The organism is Pradoshia sp. TA40_28 (genome assembly GCF_059694525.1).
Window position 1 is genome coordinate 26322 of sequence record NZ_JCATZO010000014.1, and the last position, 21423, is coordinate 47744.

A 21423-nucleotide genomic window follows, 5' to 3' on the forward strand; every position below is an offset into this window, starting at 1 on the left:
CTTCTAATGATTCATTTCTTATTTCTATTGAATATTACAACCCCGGAAACTTTTCTGGTGTATGACCATTAAAGTTAGAGGCTGGGACGATCGTGCCTTCTTTCACTAACTCGTATGCTTCATTCATTTTAGTTAGTGTATCCTCCGATAATTGATGACGGCCTTCTTCTTTGATAAATCCAGTAGAATCTGTATCTGCATGTAGAACTACATTTCCACCTTTAAAGCTTCCGTCAACAATGGTATTCAATGTCTTTTCAACGTTCATGCCCATAAATTTAGCCGCAGATGTTAATACGATATTTTTAGAACCATTTACACCATCATCAAACTGGTCAACATCACAGCCAATTACTTTTACATCGCTTTTCGCTTCCTTAACGGCTGTGAATACACCATTGCCTGTACCACCTGCTGCAACAAAGATTTGATCTACACCTTTTTTAATCAATGCATTTCCGATTATTTTTCCAGTTGCTTCATCTCCAAAGGATCCCGCGTAGTTACCACCAACATCAGCACCATTGACATCAGTGCCTGCATAACCTGATAATTCAACAACTTCAACATTTCTTCCATAGTTTTTATTAACAAACTCTACGCCTGATTCAAAACCAAATTGATAGTTTACGTTTGATGGGTACGCAATCCCGTTTACAACCGCAACTTTATTTGTTTTTGTTTCAAGTGCCGCAGCCATTCCGGCAAAAAATCCACCTTCTTGTTCGGCAAAAGTCATAGAATATATATTATCGAACGTTTTTTGATCACCTACAGGTGTAGGCTCAGAATCAATTAAAATGAATGATTTATCAGGATTTTCTAAAGCAACACTTGAAACTCCAGCAAATTGGAAACCTGGCGTTACAATAACATCATAATCTGCTACGATATCCGCAACTGCTTGTACACCTGCAGCAGGGTCGCCCGTTTCTTCTTTAATAGCCTTTACAGTTGCTGTTGGATTGTTCTCAATAAACTTCAAAATACCTTCATAGTTATTTTCATTAAAGTTGCCATCATCAACACCAGTAAGGCTTGTTACAATAGCAATTTTTAATCCTTCTTCACCTGATCCGGACTCTTTTTTATCTTCACTATTTCCGCACGCTGCCATAACAACAGTCATTAAAGCCATTATTAAGACCATTGCTATTTTTTTAGTACTTTGTTTCAAGAAAAGATCCTCCTCTATTATTCATGTTGAATTGCAGCCAAGAAAGAATCTTATTACACCAGCTCTTGACGTATATACAAAAACTCATAGTCAAGCTATTTATGGTATTTTCACAGAAACTTTCAGGCTTAATCTTTGTATTTTATTATATTGAAATAACATCACTCTTTACTCACTTATAATAACAACACAAACCCTAACCGTCAATAAAAAATACGTATATTTTATAACAAAAGTAAATTAACGTTCGTATATATACTAGTAGATAAATGAAAACATAATTTTATTTATATAAAATCAAACAAAAAGGCGAATACTCATAAAATATTATCTTAATAAAGAGACACATCGCACGAAAACTTCCTTAATTAAAAAAAGACAGTATCCTCCTTATAGAGGGCTACTGCCTTATTCCAATACTAATTTTGCTACACTCTCCACTTGTGTGGAGTATATGTGACAGCACAACAAGAGAAGTTGTTGGCTTTATCAACTCTTTCCTGCAACAATATAAAACGGCACTAGAAGCTTCAAGCACGTAAAGAAAATAAAAGCTGTATAACCCTAAGATGCCAACATCCTGCTAACCCAATAATTCTAACAGGGTGTTGATTTTTAAAGAGCATCTTCCAATTCTTCTTCCGTGTACCCAAACATATAATCTTCATCTTTCCCGTTTGAAGCCCATATCTCTGCAGCTTCGTAAACACTTAAAGACTCATCAAATTCTTCGATATCATCCATATCACCGATATCATCTATTTCTTTAGATTTATCCGATTCATTATTGAGTACACCCAACGGAACAAATGGTCTACTTCTTGAAAATTTAAAATTAGCCATTGGTTACCCTCCTTTATATTTATAAAGCCGTCTACTCAAGAAATCCCTTAGCCAATTGTACTTACTTAACCGTCATAATCTCTGAAATCATCTTCATTTTCATAGATTGAATCCGAAGAAATGCTAATCTTATGACCGCACTCTGTACATTTCCAAACATAGTGATGGTCATCCAAACCCGGCTGTTCGCTCAGACTTGCATTACAGCGATTGCAAAACCCGATACCCGGGAATCTCTCCTGCGTTAAATTTCACCTCCTTCTTCTGGATTTGCGCCAAGTAAGTAATATACTCCTAATGCTGTCTGGTGTTATACACGACGTATAGCAACACAGAACTTATACTAATATATTATTATAGTAATACTTTTCTGAATATTTAGTCAAATAATTTCAATTTAGTTTAGATCACCATTTAGTTCATAAATCCAATACAAGAAACATAAAAAGGCAGCGCCCCTTTTGAGGGCTGCTGCCTTATTTCAATACTAATTTTGCTACACTCTCGACGTGCATTGTCTGCGGGAACATATCTACAGGCTGTACTTCCACTGTTTTATAACCGTGCTCTTCCAAGTACATGAGGTCTCTTGCCAATGTAGCTGGGTTACATGATACATAGACGACCTTTTTCGGCTTCATTTCTGCTATGGTGTTTAGAAGATTTTCGTCGCAGCCTTTACGTGGTGGATCCACAACTAAGACGTCTGCTGTGATTCCTTCTTCATACCATGCTGGGATGACAGTTTCGGCGCTGCCTACCGCAAATTCCACATTCGTAATCCCATTTAGTTCAGCATTCTTTTTAGCATCTTCAATGGCTTCAGGAACTATTTCGACACCATAGACCTTTTTAGCTTTTTGGGCTAAAAATAAGGAAATGGTTCCAATTCCACAATAAGCATCAATAACCGTTTCGTCACCTGTTAGATTCGCATACTCCAGCGTCTTATCATAAAGAACCTTCGTCTGCGTAGGATTCACTTGATAGAAAGAGCGCGGAGAGATGGCAAATTTAACATCGCCTATATAGTCATAGATCACTTCTGCTCCCCATAATACACTTGTTTTCGACCCAAGAATGACGTTTGTCTTCAAGGAATTTACATTCTGAATAATCGATTTAACCCCAGGAACAGAACCAATGATTTCTTTAATAATTTCTCTTGCATGAGGAAGCTCAGGTGTCCTTGTAACAAGAACGACCATAATTTCACCGGTCACTTGTCCATGGCGAACCATAATATGACGAAGCAACCCTTTATGATTGCGTTCATCATAGGCACGCACGCGGTATTTCTCACATATTGCTTTCACTGTCCGAATCGTATCATCATTTTCGGTTACCTGGATTAGACATTCATCCATATTAATGATTTCATGCGAACGTTTTGCATAGAATCCAGCTACAAGTCCGCCTTCCATTTCTCCAACTGGAACCTGGGCTTTATTACGGTAATTCCACGGCTCAATCATTCCAAGGACTGGATGAACTGGTACATCAGGCAGTTTTCCGATTCTCGCCATTATTTCCCGGACCATTTTTTCCTTAGCCTTAAGCTGGCCTTCATAGGATAAATGCTGCAGCTGGCAGCCACCGCATTGACGGTAAATCGGACATGGCGGCTCGACTCTGTCAGAACTTTCTTCCAGTAGCTCCATCAAGCGCCCAAAGGCATAGCCTTTATTAATCTTGGTCACTTTAATTCGGGCTTTCTCTCCTGGAAGGCCAAATGGGACAAAAATCGGATATCCTTCTACCTTTGCTACTCCAGAGCCTTCATGAGTCAAATCTTCAAATACAACATCTATATAATCATTTTTTTGAATTGGCGCTATTTTCTTTTCAGTCATTCTTTGCTAACCTCGATTTTTTATTGAGTACTCATGATTGTATCATAAAATAGGACAGACCGATAATCCCTGGATTTTACCATAAAAAAACCCAACTTCTTAAAGAAGTTGGTCCAAATCTGGCTTTTCAAACACGGCATCGTCAGAAACAAGTATATGCCGATCCGTTATTTTCTGTTTTTCATGTACACCATCAGGCACAAAAACTTCTAAATGACGATAGAGATTAACAAATTCAGCCGGTGCCAAACCGCCAAACTCACCATCTAAATTTAATTGAAGCTTTTCAGCAGAGTGTACTTTTATACGGTTCGCTTTCACGTAAATCACGGAAGGATCATGAATATGCTCTCCACGTAAAGCCAACGCCGCTATACGGACAAAATCCGGCAAATTAATTTTCTTTAAGATTAACAGCGTAAACATACCATCATTCAGAGAAGCATCTGGTGCCAACCGCTCAAATCCACCAACTGAGTTCGTATTGGCCACAAGGAAAAGCATTGCGTCACCCTCGAACAGCTTGCCGTCATACTCAATCGTCATCGATGTCGCCTTCAAAGAAGGAAGTATCATTTCGAGTCCTTTCATATAATACGCCAACTGTCCAAGTCTGGTTTTCAGCTTACTTGGCACCTCATATGTCAGTTCGGTTAACCGACCTCCGGCTGCTATATTAATGAAATAACGATCATCCATTTTTCCGATATCAATTGGAATCGTTAGTCCTTCAGCAATTGTATCAGCCGCTTCAGGAATGGATTTCGTTGATATATGTAAGGCACGGGCAAAATCATTCGTTGTCCCGACTGGGATAATCCCTAATTTCGGTCTGTATTCCTGTTCCGCTAATCCATTCACTACTTCATAGATCGTTCCATCTCCTCCTGCAGCGATAACCACGTCATAGCGCCTTTCCACAGCAATTTGTGCTGCTCTGGTAGCATCGCCTGCTCCGGTTGTTGCATGACAGGAAGCCTCATATCCAGCTTTCTCTAATTTCTCCAGAACTTCAGGTAAATGTTTTTTAAATGCTTCTTTTCCTGAGGTAGGATTATATATTATCCTTGCTTTTTTCATAACCAATCATCACCCTATATTACAAATTCGGAGTACATTTATACGTTTCAAAAATTCCTATATTATTATACCGCTGTAAAAAGACATTTGCTAATGTGTTTACTCAATCTCCGGCAGACTACTTGACACACTTTTCAAAATGGCATCCCCATTACTGCCAACTTTTATAGTTGCAAACTTGGCATTCTTTTCTACTTCTGCTCCAGTTCCTTCTTCAATAAAAAAGTTTTCAATGCCATACTGAATCGTATCCCCGTTGACTTTTCCTGTAAGGATAGCCTGATTATTTCCTGTCTTCTCATCTTTTGCTTCTTCTATAGTATCATATATCTCTTTAATTTGATAAATCCCCTTTTTGTCTGCTTCCACAAGCACATATACCTTATTAGGAAGATCATATGATTCTACCTGGCTAATATTATAGGACAATTGAACATAATCTCCCTGTAAAAGAGACCGCGGATCTACCGGTTCTACTTTCAAAATAATATCTGTTCCATTACGTAAAATCGCTTCCTTCTGGAAAGTGATAACTAATAGGATCAGCACCTGAAATAGTACAATTGGAAACCATTTCCGAACACCCTGCAACACAAATTTGAAATGTTTATGATCACGCCCGTCTTTTAACTCTTTATCCATATAAATAGCAATCCATAAGAAGATGACTCCCACAATCGCAAACGTAATTGATTTATGAAGTAGCGTCCAAAATAAATCGTAATATTTATAGCCAAGGTATCCAATTAAATAAAGAATAACGGCATTTTCGAGCATGTGATTTTTCTTATGCATAATGCGGTACGTAAAATAAATCAGGAAGAAAAGATAACTAAAATTATAAAGATAGTAAAGGAAAGTATGTTCTGAGAAGAATGTAAGCACCAACCAAAGGGTCAGAATCGCAACCAAGTTCCATCCTTTGGTGTATGGATTTTTGACTGAGATGTATAATGCAAAGATTAAAGCTATCCATATGATAACGACAGCATCACCAGAGACATCCGGTAGCAGTTTATAGAGCAAAAGCACTCCTGCATAAATCATACCGCCTAAACCAATCGGGTATATGACCCTTTCTCTTTCACGCCAGGTTGTATATCCAATTAACGTTAAATAGATGAAGAGTACAATGCCGGAATGATCCCATAGGATTGTGGAGGAAATAAACAATCCCGACAGCATCACTGTGTAGCGGAGAATAGAGTTCTCCCTAGCGATATGACTTCCAATTGGAACCAAGATGACCATGGCCATCATAAACCGCGTGATATACTCTTCTAATCCAATCAGGAACAGTATTCCAATCACTGATGATGATAAAAGTAAAACGGCCAGAAAAACGAAGACCAGCTTGATCAGAGTAGAGAGGAAATGAGTTTCACCAGATGTTCTAGATTCAGAGAGTTTTGCCAACCATTTTGTGCCGAACACTATAAGAGCAATAGCCATAAGCAGACCAACGAAATAGGCTAAAAATCCATCAATCCATGTTGAAATCATCAGAAATTGAACAATGAGATTAAAGGAAATCCCTAAAGAAAAGATAACACTAACCGCTTTATTCTGCCTATTCCTCATATAGTCATAGAGGATCCAACATGAAACGATTGCAATGACTAGATAAGCTATTATTCCGATAAAAGAGAAACCCTTCTCCTCATTAAACAAATAAATAGAGGTCCAACGAATGGTCAGCTCAATAGATAATATCTGTATCCAAGCGCTGGATAAATACGAAATAAGCCTTGGTCCTCTTTTTGAGAAGATATATAGACCAGCAATGTTTAGGAAAATGATTCCCAAAAGAATCAGTGTATGCTCTGTATCACTTCTATCAATCCAGCTATTCAAAGGATAAAAATATGTATACACCGTTATATTTAAAAGTATGTAGGATTGAACAAAAAATATCGGATAACGGGTAAATATAGCTAAAAGGAAAGATGGAATCAGCCACACTAAAAATAAGGAATAGCTGTCTGCATGAGAATTATATAACTGACCCAGCAGAGCCACCGCCACACCAAAAGCAACAGACCCTCCCCAAAAAATCCAGGCTCCAACATCCTGTTGATGTTTCTTCCATTTTGAAAAACCATAGCTTACTCCATAAAACAGAAGCATTAAAATAATGATTAATCCTATTTTCAGATGACGATCCATCCCTCCCCAATTAGCCGCAAAAAAATATATAATCGCGCTTAATCCAAAGAGAATACCCAGCAGATAACTTGTTTTAGCCATCTTTTCTTGCTTCAATTGCTTCACCCCTCTCTTCAACATGTATATTCTTTTGTTTCCTCAAAAAAACCTTTCATCACAAGTTGGCGAGAAACCAAATAACTGATTAATCTGATAATATCACCTCTACCATATCAAACTTACTTATAGAGGGGAACATAAAACATTGAATACACTTAACAATATTCTAGTAAAAAATAAAAAGCCTCCCGTTTAACCGGGAGACTTTTGTTATCATTTATCTTTTTTGAAGTTCATCCATAATCAATTTATTGACCATTTGCGGGTTAGCTTGCCCTTTTGTTGCTTTCATCATTTGTCCAACAAGGAAACCAACTGCTTTTTGTTTACCATTTTTAAAATCCTCAATAGATTGAGGATTCTTATCCAGAATTTCTGTTACAATTGTACGCAATGCACCCTCGTCAGAAATTTGCACAAGTCCTTTTTCCTTCACGATTGTTTCAGGATTTCCTCCCTGTTCTACTAATTCCTTAAAAACAGTTTTAGCGATTTTGGAAGAGATAGTACCATCTACAATCAATTTGATTAAGCCAGCTAATCCTTCTGGAGTAAGAGCCGTGTCATGCAGTTCTTTTTGAGATGTTTTTAAGTAAGCTGAAAGCTCCCCCATAATCCAGTTGGAAGCTTGCTTAGGTTCAGCACCGGCAGCTGTGGTTGCTTCAAAGAAATCGGCTGTTTCTCTTGTGACAGTTAACACTCCCGCATCATATGCCGGTAGTCCGAATTCTTCTGTATAACGCTTGATCCGTGCATCCGGCAATTCAGGAATTTCTGCACGAACGCGGTTTTTCCACTCATCATCGATATATAGTTCAACTAAATCCGGTTCAGGGAAATAACGATAATCATCAGAGCCTTCTTTAACACGCATCAATAGGGTAGCACCTGTTGCTTCATCAAACCTGCGAGTTTCCTGCTGGATTTCTCCACCTTCATTCAGTACTTCCGCTTGTCTTTGCTGTTCAAACTCAAGTCCTTTACGAACAAAGTTGAAGGAGTTTAAGTTTTTCAATTCCGTCTTCGTACCAAACTCTTCCTGACCATATGGGCGTAAGGAAATGTTCGCATCACAGCGTAAGCTTCCTTCTTCCATCTTACAATCGGAAACGCCTGTATACTGAATGATTGTTTTCAGCTTATCGAGATAAGCATATGCCTCCTCAGGTGTACGGATATCCGGCTCAGAAACAATCTCGATAAGCGGTGTACCCTGCCTGTTATAATCACACAAGGAATAACCATCGGCAGTATGTGTCAATTTCCCTGCATCTTCTTCTAAATGCAGGCGAGTAATTCCGATTCTTTTCTTCTCACCATTTACTTCAATCTCAATCCATCCATTCTCTCCAATCGGTTTATCAAACTGTGAAATTTGATAAGCCTTTGGATTATCCGGATAAAAATAGTTTTTACGATCAAATTTTGTATCAGTTGCCACTTCACAGTTCAATGCCATAGCTGCTTTCATAGCATATTCAACTGCTTTTTTATTCAATACTGGTAATACACCCGGGTATCCTAGGTCTATTACTGACGTATTTGTATTAGGCTCAGCTCCAAACTGATTCGGAGAGGAAGAGAATATTTTAGATTCAGTTTTTAATTCAACATGGACCTCAAGTCCAATGACTGTTTCATACTTCATTTACTCCACCTCCTGTAGAGACGGTTTTTGTTTATGGAAATCTGTCGCCTGTTCAAAAGCATGGGCAACTTTATAAACTGTACTTTCATCAAAATGCTTCCCGATAATTTGCAATCCGAGTGGCAGGCCATTACTAAAGCCATTAGGCACTGAAATTCCCGGTACACCGGCAAGATTGACTGGAATGGTTAAAATATCATTCATGTACATAGTCATTGGATCATTTGTATTTTCGCCCAATCTAAATGCAGGAGTTGGCGTAGTTGGTCCTACAATAACATCATATTGGTCAAACACTGTTTCAAAATCACGTTTAATTAATGTACGAACCTTTTGCGCTTTTTTATAGTAAGCATCGTAGTAACCGGAACTTAATGCAAATGTTCCAAGCATGATCCGTCTTTTTACTTCATCCCCAAAGCCTTCTGCTCTTGATTGTTTATACATTTCGATTAAGTTTTCTGGATTTTCTGTTCTGTGGCCATAACGGACACCATCAAAACGAGAAAGGTTTGCAGATGCTTCAGACGAAGATAATAAATAGTAAGTTGAAAGAGCATATTTGGAATGAGGCAAAGATACTTCTTCGTAGGTAGCCCCCAGTTTTTCTAAAGTCGCTAATGAATCCAGAACAGACTGACGTACTTCCTCACTTACTCCTTCTCCCAGATATTCTTTAGGAACAGCAATCTTAAGTCCCTTCACATCACCTGTTAATGCCTTTGTAAAATTAGGAACCTCGATATGGGCAGAAGTACCGTCCATTGGATCTATTCCAGAAATGGCGTTTAGTAAATAGGCATTATCCTCAACTGTACGTGTAATAGGTCCAATCTGATCCAAAGATGAAGCAAATGCAACTAAGCCATAACGAGATACACGTCCATAGGTAGGCTTCATTCCTACAACCCCACAGAAGGATGCTGGCTGACGAATGGAGCCGCCTGTATCTGAGCCTAAGCTAAATGGAACTTCACCCGCTGCTACCGCTGCAGCGGAACCACCTGAAGAACCGCCTGGCACGTGATTGAGATTCCATGGATTTGTTGTTTTTTTGTATCCGGAGTTTTCAGTAGAAGAGCCCATTGCGAATTCATCCATATTTAACTTGCCAATTGTGATGGTATTCTCTTGTTTTAACTTTTCTACAACAGTTGCATCATAGATCGGGTTAAAGTTGTCCAATATCTTACTGGCACAGGTTGTGCGTAAATCTTTTGTCACAATATTATCTTTAATTCCGATTGGCATACCAAATAAAGGACCGCCTATTTCACCTGAAACAACTTGTTGATCCAGTTTTTCCGCTTCCTTATAGGCATTTTCTTCATTTAAGGTTAAAAATGCATTTACATTGCCTTCTACTTTTTTAATTCTGGAAAAGGATTCAGTAACTAAATCCGTTACCGATAATTCCTTTTTGCGAAGCGACTCATGCAAGTCAGCTATTTTACGATCAAATAAAGACATAATTTTCCCTCCCTGGCTACTCCATTATTCCTGGTACACGTATTTGTCCATCTTGGTGGTCAGGAGCATTTTTCAGTACTTCTTCCCTTGGCAATCCTTTAGACGCCTTGTCTTCTCTTAAGACATTCTTCATATGTAAAACATGTGTAGTAGGTTCAATATTTTCTGTATCCAACTCATTCAATTGTTCTGCAAAAGTGATAATTGAATCCAGTTGTTTTGTTAACTTTTCAGTTTCCTCTTCCGTGATAGCCAATCTAGACAAATTAGCAACATGTTTAACCTGTTCTTTTGAAATGCGAGTCATTCAAGTCCACCTCCATTTTACTGCGTGCCGCAAATAACAATTATTATGATAATACCAAACTTTCACGCGCTAAAGCAATCGGTATTACCGACAGATTCAAGCTTATCAGTAATAATCAAAAAAAGGGTGAAATATTCCTTCATTTTTTTCATTATTGCCCGGGAAAAGTTTGTCATGAAATGATGAATTCCACCGAATCAACAACCTCAGCTCTCTTCATTAGCGTATTTTGGATCTTTAAAGTTAACAGGTTTCCCTCAAAAATTCGGCAGTCCTTCTTTCGAATCAACTAAAATGAGAAAAAGGTGAAGAGATACAACTCTTCACCTTTTTCTTAGTACATAAGCTTTTTCTATTCTTCTAATCTTTAAATTTAGGCTTTCTGGAATTGTTCTTCTTCAGTAGAACCCTTAAGTGCGGTTGTAGAAGAAGTTCCACCAGTAATCACTTGCGCCACTTCATCAAAATAACCAGTACCCACTTCACGTTGATGTCTTGTTGCTGTATAGCCGTATTGCTCACTGGCAAATTCATTTTGCTGAAGTTCAGAATAGGCAGCCATTCCACGTTCTTTATATCCTCTAGCCAATTCAAACATACCATGATTAAGCGCATGGAATCCAGCAAGTGTAACGAATTGGAATTTGTATCCCATTTTAGCGATTTCTTTTTGGAAGTTCGCTATTGTTTCATCATCTAATTTTTTCTTCCAGTTGAAAGAAGGAGAGCAGTTATAGGCTAACATTTTGTTTGGATATTTCTCATGGATCGCATCGGCAAATTTCTTCGCATCCTCCAGATTTGGTTCAGATGTTTCACACCAGATTAGATCTGCATATGGTGCGTAAGAAAGTCCACGTGCGATTGCTTGATCAATACCCGCTTTTGTGCGGTAAAATCCTTCTGGAGTTCTTTCACCAGTAATAAATTCTTTATCTGTCGGATCAATATCACTTGTGATCAAATCAGCTGCATCTGCATCCGTACGAGCAATCAGAAGAGTAGGAACACCCATTACATCCGCCGCAAGACGAGCTGCAATCAAATTCCTTACTGCTGTTTGCGTAGGAAGAAGTACTTTACCGCCCAAGTGACCGCATTTCTTTTCGGAAGAAAGCTGATCTTCAAAGTGAACACCTGCTGCGCCAGCTTCGATCATACCTTTCATAAGCTCAAAACAGTTCAGCTGCCCGCCAAATCCTGCTTCAGCATCCGCAACAATTGGCTGGAACCAATCGATATCTTCTTTACCTTCAGAATAATGAATTTGATCCGCACGTTGTAGAGCTTGGTTGATACGTTTTACAACAGCCGGTACACTATTGGCCGGATATAAGGATTGGTCAGGGTACATATTACCGGAAAGATTAGCGTCTGCAGCAACCTGCCATCCGCTCAAATAAATGGCTTTTAACCCTGCTTTTACCTGCTGAACAGCTTGATTTCCAGTCAGAGCACCAAGTGCATTAATATAATCTTCTGTTTTTAGGTAATTCCAAAGTTTTTCGGAACCTCTTCTTGCCAAAGTATGCTCAATTTGTACAGATCCACGCAGTTTTAATACATCTTCAGCTGAATATGTTCGTTCAATTCCTTCCCATCTTTCATCTTTCCACTCTGCTTCAATTTGTTTAATCAGTTCTTCTCTCATCATTCGTACTTCCTCCTTTTATATGAAAACCTAAATGATTTTTTATAGAATTTCGTATGCAGGTAAAGTCAAGAAGTCATAATACTCATCACTAATAATCAATTTGTCAAAAAGCTCTGCTGCTTCGGTAAAACGGCCAATCATAAAGCGCCCTTCACCAAGTTCTTGTTTTATCTTTTCTAACTCTTCTTCTTTAAAGGTTTTGTACATCTCTATATCTACCTTGCGTCCATCATCCAGTATTCCTTTTGAATGACGTACCCATTGCCATACTTGTGCTCGGGAGATTTCTGCTGTTGCTGCATCTTCCATCAGGTTGTTAATTGGTGCTGCGCCTCTCCCACTCAGCCAGGATTCAATGTACTGAATGCCGACATTAATGTTAGTCCGCACACCGTGTTCCGTGATGGAACCTTCTGGCACTTCGAGAAGATCAGCTGCTTTAACTTGTACATCTTCACGCTTTTTATCGATTTGGTTCAGCTGTGGCATATAGTGATCAAACACTTCCTTTGCCACTGGTACTAGAGCAGGATGCGCCACCCATGTACCATCATGACCATTCTTAGCTTCGCGTTCCTTATCAGCTTTTACCTTTGCAAAAGCTTCTTCATTTGCTTTTTCGTCATTTTTAACGGGAATCTGCGCGGCCATTCCCCCAATAGCAGGTGCATTCCGCTTATGGCAGGTTTTAATAGCCAACTGGGAGTAGGCAGTCATGAACGGTACAGCCATTGTGACAACAGATCGATCCGGTAGAATAATAGAGTCATGGTTTCTGAATTTCTTAAGATAGCTGAAAATATAATCCCATCTTCCACAGTTTAAACCGGCTGAATGATCTTTCAGCTCGTATAAAATTTCGTCCATTTCAAATGCGGCTAGGATGGTTTCTATGAGGACAGTTGCTTTGATGGAACCTTGTAGGATACTCAGATGATTTTGCGCATAGACGAAGACATCATTCCAAAGGCGAGCTTCTAGATGGCTCTCTATTTTAGGCAAGTAAAAATATGGACCGCTACCATTTTCCAACAAAGTCTTTGCGTTGTGGAAAAAATACAATCCAAAATCGATTAGTCCACCTGAGATGGGCTTTCCGTCCAACGTGATATTCTTTTCTTCCAGATGGAATCCTCGCGGACGAATGATAAGTACTGCTGTCTCTTTGTTCAATTTATATTTTTTTCCGTTTGGATTTTCAAAGGTAATCGTCCGATTCACTGCATCGCGGAGATTCATCTGGCCTTCAATATTGTTTTTCCAGGTTGGAGAATTTGCATCTTCAAAATCAGCCATAAAGCATTTGGCACCTGAATTCATAGCATTAATGACCATTTTCCGATCAACAGGCCCTGTAATCTCAACCCGTCTATCTTGTAAATCTTTCGGTAAAGGCGCAATCTTCCAATCACCCTCACGTACACTTTTTGTCTCCGGCAAAAAGTCCGGGAGTTTACCATTGTCAATTTCTTCTTGACGTTTACTGCGCTGATCCAATAGTTCTTTTCGTCTTGAACCAAAATGTCTTTCCAGGTTTTCAACGAATTCAAGCGCTTCCGGAGTCAAGATTTCATCAAAACCATTTTCCATTTTCCCAAGAATATTGAGTCCATTTGTTTGTACTGCCATGTAAGACATTCACTTCCTTTACCTATATGTTTTGTTATAAAACAGAAAGTTTATTATATTTTGTATTATATAACAGATTTTTGATTTTGCAAACTATTTTATGGTAAATTTTGTGTTTTTTATAAAAACGTGCAAAACAATCTATAAAGGTAAAAGTAGATTACTAGGGTACATAAAAACCCCCCCTTCGAATGATTCGGAGGGGGGTTTTTAGAACCTATTAATAGGCTTCAGATGTAGTTTTCGCTTGCATATGCAAGGTTAAGTAGTCAGGACCGCCTGCTTTCGAGTCTGTACCAGACATGTTGAATCCACCGAATGGTTGGTAGCCAACAATTGCACCTGTACAGCCTCTGTTGAAGTATAGATTTCCAACATGGAAGTCTTCACGGGCTTTCTCTTGATGTGCACGATTTTTAGTAATTACAGCTCCTGTTAAGCCATAATCTGTATTATTCGCGATTTCAATGGCTTCATCAAAATGACGAGCTTTACTAAATGCTACAACAGGTCCGAAGATCTCCTCTTTCATGATACGAGCTTCAGGTGCCAAATCGGCGATAATAGTCGGTTGAATGAAGAAGCCTTTGGAATCATCAGATTCTCCACCTGTCATTAGGCGCCCTTCATTTTTACCAATTTCAATGTATTCGGTGATTTTTTTAAATGCTGCTGCATCAACGACTGGTCCCATAAATGTAGTAGAATCAGTTGGATCTCCTACCGTCAATTCTTTCGTCAATTCAACCGCTCTGTTCAGAACTTCATCATAAACATCTTCTACAATAATGGCTCTTGAACAAGCGGAACATTTTTGTCCGGCGAAACCAAATGCTGACGCAACAATTGACTTGGCAGCCAATTCAAGATCTGCCTCAGAATCTACTACAATCGTATCTTTACCGCCCATTTCAGCGATAACACGTTTTAACCAGATTTGACCTTCCTGTACTTTTGACGCTCTTTCATAGATCCTTGTTCCCACTTCACGTGATCCTGTAAAGCTAACAAAACGAGTTTGTGGATGATCAACAAGATAGTCTCCCACTTCACTGCCGCTTCCAGGAACAAAGTTAATCACGCCTGCAGGCAGACCAGCTTCTTCCATAACTTCTACGAATTTTGCAGCCACAACTGGTGTAGTTGAAGCTGGTTTCAGTAATACGGTATTGCCTGTAACAACAGCTGCCACACATGTACCTGCCATAATGGCAAATGGGAAATTCCATGGGGAAATTATAATCCCTACACCAAGTGGTATGTAATCATATCTATTATATTCATTAGGACGGCTTTGGACCGGCTGTCCATCTTTTAATTTCAACATTTGTCTTGCATAGTACTCTAGGAAATCAATCGCTTCAGCCGTATCTGCATCCGCTTCCACCCATGGTTTGCCTGCTTCTCTTACCATGATTGCAGAGAACTCATGCTTTCTGCGGCGAATAATGGCAGCAGCTTTAAATAAAACATCCGCGCGAACTTCTGCTTTTGTTTTGCTCCAAGTTTTGTAAGCTTTCAGTGCTTCCTGCATCGCTCTTTCTGCTAAATCTTTATTTGCCTTGGAAACGCGGCCTATTACTACCTCTTTATCGGATGGACTGATGGATGTAATTTTATCGTCTGTAGATACTCTCTCTCCGCCAATAATCAATTCATATTCCTGGCCAAGATAGCTATCTACTAATGCCAATGCATCCTCAAACGCTTTTTTGTTTTCGTTTGCAGAAAAATCAGTGAGTGGTTCGTGCTTATATGCCTGTACCATATAATTCCCTCCCTATATCTATGTAGTAACCCCTTTTCATTCTACTCTATTGGGAGCTTGAAAGTCACATAATATAGTTTATATTCAAAATCTTTGTATAACCATTTTTACCCTTTTATTCGATTTTATAAAAAAAGCTACCGCAAAGGGTAGCTTTTTTTACTCATTATAAATATATACATCTGGTTCTTTGGTATTTCCTTTTTTCACAATAAGGGCTTCCTGTCCGTTCGAAGATGCTATTTTTGTTTCCACTGCTAAATACTCAGGGAAACTGGATTTAACCAAACCAGCCACATATTGTGTAAATCCAATAACCTCAGTTTTTCCGTAGAACTGCATATCTATTGAAATGGTTAACTTTTGTAGCTCTTTATTTACATAAAAGGCCTTCCCAATCACGCCATTAAAATTAGGGAAGTATTCTTCAACATCCTGCTTAAAATTAGCAAAGGTTGTCGCATCATCCCGGAAATCCTTCGTAGCTTTATTGGAAGGGAATAAATAATATTCTTCTTGTACGTTTGTCCATTTGGAAATCTGACTGCTTTTCTCTCCTACTTTTGTATAGGATATAAAATTCCCAGGTACAACCGAATCCTTGCTACCTTGTTCAAATAAAGCAACCATGATCGGTACGGTTTCTCCGCCTTCCATATTTCTGATGCGTTTTACAACTTCAGCTGCAATCTTCTGACCTTCTTCAAGCAGCTTAGCTTCGTCAATTTTTATTTCGTATGTTTCCCCATACTTTTCCTTCTGATAATAAAATACGGAGTTTAAAGCCAGCCCGATCGTAATGCCGCCCAGTTCAACTTTATTATCTTTTGTTTTGATCAAATAATCATGCTCTAAAATATGGGCAAGATATTCAGGATTTTTTTCATATCTCTCCTCAATATCTCCCTTTCCATCATCTAGAGGATTTAATCCGACATTATCCTCTGCAGTAAGCTCGTTCTCTTTTAGCTGCTCTTTTGTATATTTACGATTCAGCCAGCTTTTTATCGTCTTCGTGTCTAATAACTGACCTTCTCTGAAAATATATTCATCCGTTGGAAATGGATCTTGTGCCAGCCTCATCATACCTGTTTCAAACTCTTCCAAATCAAGTCGAGTATTAATGTTTGAAACCACTAGACCCCTGGAACTGCTTACCTGATACGGCAGCATTGTTTGATAATAATTGTCGGATATTTGATATTCAGGAATAATGGAAGATTCCTTTTTGGAGTCTTTTTCCGTATTATCTTCTACCACTTCATCCTTATCAAATTTTGGTGCACATCCCACAAGCATAAGTGCCAGGGCCATCGTAATTGCTATCAAACGCTTCATTCCTACACCTCTATCCCTGCTTACCCAGTTCTTCGATTAGATTGTCTTCATTCCATATCTCAATACCTAAATCCTGGGCTTTTTTTAATTTTGATCCGGCATCCTCTCCGGCTATCAGTAAATCTGTCTTCTTACTTACGCTCCCCGTCACATTGCCGCCTAAAGCCTCAATTAACTCTTTCGCTTCATTCCGTCCGTACTGTTCCATCTTGCCTGTAAGTACGATAGTTTTCCCAGAAAAATAACTATCCGTAATCTCTTCTATATTTTTCTTTTTACCTTTATAGTTCATATTTACACCGACATTTTTCAACTCATCAATGAGCTGCTGGCACTCTTCCTGGTTGAAATACGTCACAATTGCATCAGCCATTTTGTCACCTATTTCATTAATGGCTGTTAGTTCAGCTGCATTTGCAGACATTAAGCGATCCATATCTTCAAATTCCTCCGCCAAAATCTTGGCTGCTTTCGCTCCTACATGACGGATTCCAAGCCCAAATAACAAACGCTCTAATGAATTGTTCTTAGAAGCTTCAATCGCATTCAGAAGATTCGTAGCTGATTTATCTCCCATTCGTTCCAGGTTTATCAACTGTTCATACGTTAATTTATAAATGTCAGCTACATCCTTGATTAAGGACTCATTAAATAGTTGGATGATTACTTTTTCACCAAGACCATCAATATTCATGGCATTGCGGGAAACGAAATGAATCATTCCCTCTTTGATCTGTGCCGGACACTTAGGATTGATGCAACGCAGGGCTACTTCCCCTTCTAAACGGACAAGCTCACTGCCGCAATCTGGACAATGTGTAGGCATATGAAATTCCTTTTCTTCTCCTGTCCGCTGATCAAAGATAACATTCACAACTTCCGGAATAATATCCCCCGCTTTTTTGACAACAACATGGTCACCGAGACGAATATCTTTTTCACGGATCAGGTCTTCATTATGGAGAGATGCCCTTTTGACAGTCGTTCCGGCTACCCTTACCGGATCCAATAAGGCAGTCGGTGTAATAACACCTGTACGACCCACAGTTAATTCGATATCGCGAAGGATCGTGACGACTTCCTCTGCAGGGAATTTATAGGCAATTGCCCATCTTGGACTTTTTGCAGTATATCCTAATTCTTCTTGGTGAGAAAGTGAATCAACTTTGATGACAATCCCATCAATATCATAATCCAAATCAGGCCTTTTAGCTGACCATTCCTGAATATACTCTAATACATCCTCAATCGTAGCACATTTCCTTCTATGAGGATTAGTTTTCAAGCCTAATTTTTGCAGCAGGTCAAGTCCTTCACTGTGAGATTCAACACCCGTTTCACCTGTTTCACCAATTCCATATAGGAAGATATCCAAATTACGGGATGCAGCTATACGCGGATCAAGCTGACGTAAGGATCCTGCTGCTGCATTTCGTGGATTGGCAAATGGTTCTTCACCATTTTCTTGCTTTTTTTCATTTAAGGATGCAAAAGATTTCTTTGGCATGTATGCCTCACCGCGAACCTCAAATGTAATAGGATCATTTAATCGGAGTGGAATGGAACGAATGGTTTTAAGATTGGCTGTAATATCCTCACCAATGGTTCCATTTCCTCTTGTAGCTCCTTTAACAAACAGCCCTTCCTCGTAACGCAAAGAAACAGCCAGTCCATCAATTTTCAATTCACATATATAAGAATATTGATCTGTGCCTAGTCCCTGCTTGACTCTTCTGTCAAAGTCACGCAGATCGCTTTCATTAAAGGCATTTCCAAGGCTTAACATCGGCGTGATATGTTCCACTTTTGTAAACGTATCAAGTACTTGTCCACCAACTCTTTGAGTAGGTGAATCAGGGGTTTGCAATTCAGGATATAGACTCTCTAATTCCACCAATTCTTTATAGGTCTGATCATACACAGAGTCGGGAACAGACGGTTGGTCAAGAACATAATATTCATATCCATATTGATTTAATAGTGATTGAAGCTCAGCCACTCGTTTTTGTGCTTCTTTTATATCCATATCTTTCGCCCTCTCTACTCAAAGTTTCCTTTTTGGACTATTGTTTTGTAATTGGTGCAAATTTAGCAAGCAGTCGTTTAATGCCCATAGATGGGAATGCAATATCTAGCTCCAAGCCATCCCCGCTTCCTTTTACACTGACAACTGTGCCAACACCCCATTTACCGTGTGCAGCTTTATCACCAACCTGCCAGTCGAGTTTTTCTCCACCGGATTCGTTCATCATCGTTCTTCCGACAGCCTTAGGCCTCGCCGGTCCATTGATTCCGGTACTGCTCCTACCAGAACCATTGATTCCCGATCTTGCTCTGGCACTTGAATCTGATTGCATAAAGGAAGGTCTTGATTGCCTTTTTTCTTCAGGCGGATTCAAATGTTCGATTAAATCCTGTGGAATTTCCTTAATAAAGCGGGAAACAGGATTCAAATTAGTACGTCCATATAATGTACGCATCTGTGCATTGGTAATAAATAATTCGCGTTCCGCACGTGTGATTCCTACATAAGCAAGACGGCGTTCTTCTTCCATTTCCTCTTCTTCCATCAGAGCACGGCTATGCGGAAAGACACCTTCCTCAAGTCCAATCAAGAAGACAACAGGGAATTCGAGACCTTTTGCAGAGTGAAGCGTCATTAATACAACACCATCTGTGACAACTTCGTCCTCATCCACCCGGTCAATATCGGCTACGAGAGCAAGATCTGTTAAAAAGGCAACCAAGCTTTTATCATCACTGCCTTTTTCGAAGTTTTTCGTAACAGATAAGAATTCATCAATATTTTCTAAACGAGTTTCTGCTTCAATCGTCTTCTCGATTTCCAACGACTTTCTATATCCTGATTTTTCGATAACTTCTTCTATTAATTCAGTGACAGACAGGAATTCCTGCATTTGCGTATAGTTTTTAATTAAATCTCTGAATTCTGCAGCGCCATTATAGGCCTTCCCGCTGAGTCCAATAAATTCCAGCTCCATCATCGCCTGGTACATGGAAATATCATGATCGGCAGCATAATTAGCAATTTTGTCGACCGAGCTTGCACCAACCCCTCGTTTTGGTACATTGATAACCCTGCGCAAGCTAATATCATCATCCGGATTCGCTATCAGACGCAGATAAGCAAGAATATCTTTAATCTCTTTACGATCATAGAACTTAATACCGCCGACAATTGTGTAAGGAATATTCGATTTAAGCAGAACTTCCTCCATTACACGTGATTGTGCGTTCGTACGGTACAAAATAGCGATATCAGAAAGCTTTTTCCCTTGCTGTTCTGTCAATTCTTTGATTTTCCCAGCTACAAATTGCCCTTCACCCTGCTCACTGTCTGCACGGAAATAAGCCAATTTATTTCCTTCTATATTCTCTGTCCATAAATTCTTTTCCTTACGGTTCAGGTTATTGTTGATTACACCATTGGCTGCTGCCAAAATTCGCTTAGAGGAGCGATAATTTTGCTCAAGCATAATCACATTGGCATCAGGGTAATCCTTTTCAAAGGATAGAATGTTGGCAATATCAGCCCCGCGCCAGCGATAAATAGACTGATCGGAGTCCCCAACAACACAAAGGTTTTTAAAACGTTTTGCCAGTTTCTTAACAAGCATGTATTGTGCACGGTTTGTATCCTGATACTCATCCACATGGATATATTGAAACTTTCTTTGATAGAATTCCAGGACTTCCGGAACCTTATCAAAAAGTTCAAATGTTTTCATAATCAAGTCATCAAAATCCAAAGCCTGATTTTTACGGAGCCTTTTTTGATACTCTGTATAAAGGTCGGCTACTGTTTGCTCATAGTAATTGCCTGCACTATTGGCAAATTCCTCATGATTGATCAATTCATTCTTTGCAGAAGAAATGGTTCCAAGAATGGTCTTAGGTTCAAATTTCTTCGTATCAATATTTTTTTCTTTCATGATTTGTTTAATTACGGTTTGTTGGTCACCAGGATCCAATATAGAGAAATTACGATTCATGCCGATCCTGTCAATATCACGGCGTAAAATCCGCACACACATGGAGTGGAAGGTGGAAATCCAGATTTCATCAGCAGCACCGCCAAGGATACCCTGAATTCTTTCCTTCATCTCTCTTGCTGCCTTATTAGTAAATGTGATGGCAAGTATATTCCATGGTGCTACTTCTTTTTCCACAATTAAATAAGCGATGCGATGGGTAAGAACCTTGGTTTTACCACTGCCCGCTCCGGCCATAATTAGCAAAGGGCCATCCGTAGCTTGAACAGCCTCTTTTTGTTTATTGTTTAATCCCGTTAACAGTCGATCTGATAAGAACTGCATTATGACACCACCCTAACGAACGTTTGTTCTTATTATACTTCATCCAATGGCTTT

At 39.2% G+C, this 21423-nt stretch carries 14 protein-coding genes; all 14 read right to left on the bottom strand.

All coding sequences use genetic code 11. The features are described from left to right. Window positions 1-34 precede the first annotated feature (34 nt). The 14 genes from AC58NB_RS15445 to pcrA all read right to left on the bottom strand — a co-directional run bounded on the left by AC58NB_RS15445 (window position 35) and on the right by pcrA (window position 21369). A complete protein-coding gene (locus AC58NB_RS15445; RefSeq protein ID WP_497427708.1) occupies window positions 35-1177 on the bottom strand; it encodes a BMP family lipoprotein in 1143 nt (380 codons plus the stop codon). A 615-nt stretch (window positions 1178-1792) separates the two neighbouring features. Next, window positions 1793-2020: a hypothetical protein gene (locus AC58NB_RS15450; RefSeq protein WP_497427709.1), complete on the bottom strand. Its 228-nt coding sequence runs from the start codon at window positions 2018-2020 to the stop codon at window positions 1793-1795. A 476-nt stretch (window positions 2021-2496) separates the two neighbouring features. After that, window positions 2497-3873: a 23S rRNA (uracil(1939)-C(5))-methyltransferase RlmD gene (rlmD, locus tag AC58NB_RS15455; RefSeq protein WP_497427710.1), complete on the bottom strand. Its 1377-nt coding sequence runs from the start codon at window positions 3871-3873 to the stop codon at window positions 2497-2499. A 99-nt stretch (window positions 3874-3972) separates the two neighbouring features. Further along, window positions 3973-4953 carry a diacylglycerol kinase gene (locus AC58NB_RS15460; RefSeq protein WP_497427711.1) on the bottom strand — a complete coding sequence of 327 codons (981 nt, stop codon included), beginning with the start codon at window positions 4951-4953 and terminating at the stop codon, window positions 3973-3975. Between the two features lie 99 nt (window positions 4954-5052). Then, the gene (locus AC58NB_RS15465; protein WP_497427712.1) at window positions 5053-7215 is read right to left on the bottom strand and encodes a GDYXXLXY domain-containing protein; all 2163 of its coding nucleotides are present in this window, start codon (window positions 7213-7215) and stop codon (window positions 5053-5055) included. Window positions 7216-7435: 220 nt separating this feature from the next. Beyond that, window positions 7436-8866 carry an Asp-tRNA(Asn)/Glu-tRNA(Gln) amidotransferase subunit GatB gene (gene gatB / locus AC58NB_RS15470; RefSeq protein WP_497427713.1) on the bottom strand — a complete coding sequence of 477 codons (1431 nt, stop codon included), beginning with the start codon at window positions 8864-8866 and terminating at the stop codon, window positions 7436-7438. Further along, entirely contained in the window at window positions 8867-10336 is a 1470-nt protein-coding gene (gatA, locus tag AC58NB_RS15475) for an Asp-tRNA(Asn)/Glu-tRNA(Gln) amidotransferase subunit GatA (protein ID WP_497427714.1), read from the bottom strand. Window positions 10337-10352: 16 nt separating this feature from the next. Further along, window positions 10353-10643 (bottom strand): Asp-tRNA(Asn)/Glu-tRNA(Gln) amidotransferase subunit GatC, encoded by a 291-nt coding sequence (gatC, locus tag AC58NB_RS15480; protein WP_497427715.1) that lies wholly within the window; start codon window positions 10641-10643, stop codon window positions 10353-10355. 373 nt (window positions 10644-11016) lie between these two features. Next, window positions 11017-12294, bottom strand: coding sequence for an isocitrate lyase (gene aceA / locus AC58NB_RS15485; RefSeq protein ID WP_497427737.1), 1278 nt, complete (start codon window positions 12292-12294; stop codon window positions 11017-11019). A gap of 42 nt (window positions 12295-12336) precedes the next feature. Continuing rightward, window positions 12337-13926 carry a malate synthase A gene (gene aceB, locus AC58NB_RS15490; protein ID WP_497427716.1) on the bottom strand — a complete coding sequence of 530 codons (1590 nt, stop codon included), beginning with the start codon at window positions 13924-13926 and terminating at the stop codon, window positions 12337-12339. Between the two features lie 220 nt (window positions 13927-14146). Beyond that, window positions 14147-15694: an L-glutamate gamma-semialdehyde dehydrogenase gene (gene pruA, locus AC58NB_RS15495; RefSeq protein WP_497427717.1), complete on the bottom strand. Its 1548-nt coding sequence runs from the start codon at window positions 15692-15694 to the stop codon at window positions 14147-14149. Between the two features lie 159 nt (window positions 15695-15853). After that, window positions 15854-17032, bottom strand: coding sequence for a CamS family sex pheromone protein (locus AC58NB_RS15500; RefSeq protein WP_497427718.1), 1179 nt, complete (start codon window positions 17030-17032; stop codon window positions 15854-15856). Between the two features lie 10 nt (window positions 17033-17042). Beyond that, entirely contained in the window at window positions 17043-19058 is a 2016-nt protein-coding gene (gene ligA / locus AC58NB_RS15505) for an NAD-dependent DNA ligase LigA (protein WP_497427719.1), read from the bottom strand. A gap of 37 nt (window positions 19059-19095) precedes the next feature. Then, window positions 19096-21369: a DNA helicase PcrA gene (gene pcrA / locus AC58NB_RS15510; protein ID WP_497427720.1), complete on the bottom strand. Its 2274-nt coding sequence runs from the start codon at window positions 21367-21369 to the stop codon at window positions 19096-19098. Between the last annotated feature and the right edge of the window lie 54 nt (window positions 21370-21423).

Excerpts from the sequence above, each read along its gene's own strand:
- aceA (WP_497427737.1), bottom strand. The coding sequence starts at position 12,294 with ATGAGAGAAGAACTGATTAAACAAATTGAAGCAGAGTGGAAAGATGAA.
- AC58NB_RS15460 (WP_497427711.1), bottom strand. The coding sequence starts at position 4,953 with ATGAAAAAAGCAAGGATAATATATAATCCTACCTCAGGAAAAGAAGCA.
- gatA (WP_497427714.1), bottom strand. The coding sequence starts at position 10,336 with ATGTCTTTATTTGATCGTAAAATAGCTGACTTGCATGAGTCGCTTCGC.
- pcrA (WP_497427720.1), bottom strand. The coding sequence starts at position 21,369 with ATGCAGTTCTTATCAGATCGACTGTTAACGGGATTAAACAATAAACAA.
- pruA (WP_497427717.1), bottom strand. The coding sequence starts at position 15,694 with ATGGTACAGGCATATAAGCACGAACCACTCACTGATTTTTCTGCAAAC.
- gatC (WP_497427715.1), bottom strand. The coding sequence starts at position 10,643 with ATGACTCGCATTTCAAAAGAACAGGTTAAACATGTTGCTAATTTGTCT.
- ligA (WP_497427719.1), bottom strand. The coding sequence starts at position 19,058 with ATGGATATAAAAGAAGCACAAAAACGAGTGGCTGAGCTTCAATCACTA.
- rlmD (WP_497427710.1), bottom strand. The coding sequence starts at position 3,873 with ATGACTGAAAAGAAAATAGCGCCAATTCAAAAAAATGATTATATAGAT.
- aceB (WP_497427716.1), bottom strand. The coding sequence starts at position 13,926 with ATGGCAGTACAAACAAATGGACTCAATATTCTTGGGAAAATGGAAAAT.
- AC58NB_RS15500 (WP_497427718.1), bottom strand. The coding sequence starts at position 17,032 with ATGAAGCGTTTGATAGCAATTACGATGGCCCTGGCACTTATGCTTGTG.
- AC58NB_RS15450 (WP_497427709.1), bottom strand. The coding sequence starts at position 2,020 with ATGGCTAATTTTAAATTTTCAAGAAGTAGACCATTTGTTCCGTTGGGT.
- gatB (WP_497427713.1), bottom strand. The coding sequence starts at position 8,866 with ATGAAGTATGAAACAGTCATTGGACTTGAGGTCCATGTTGAATTAAAA.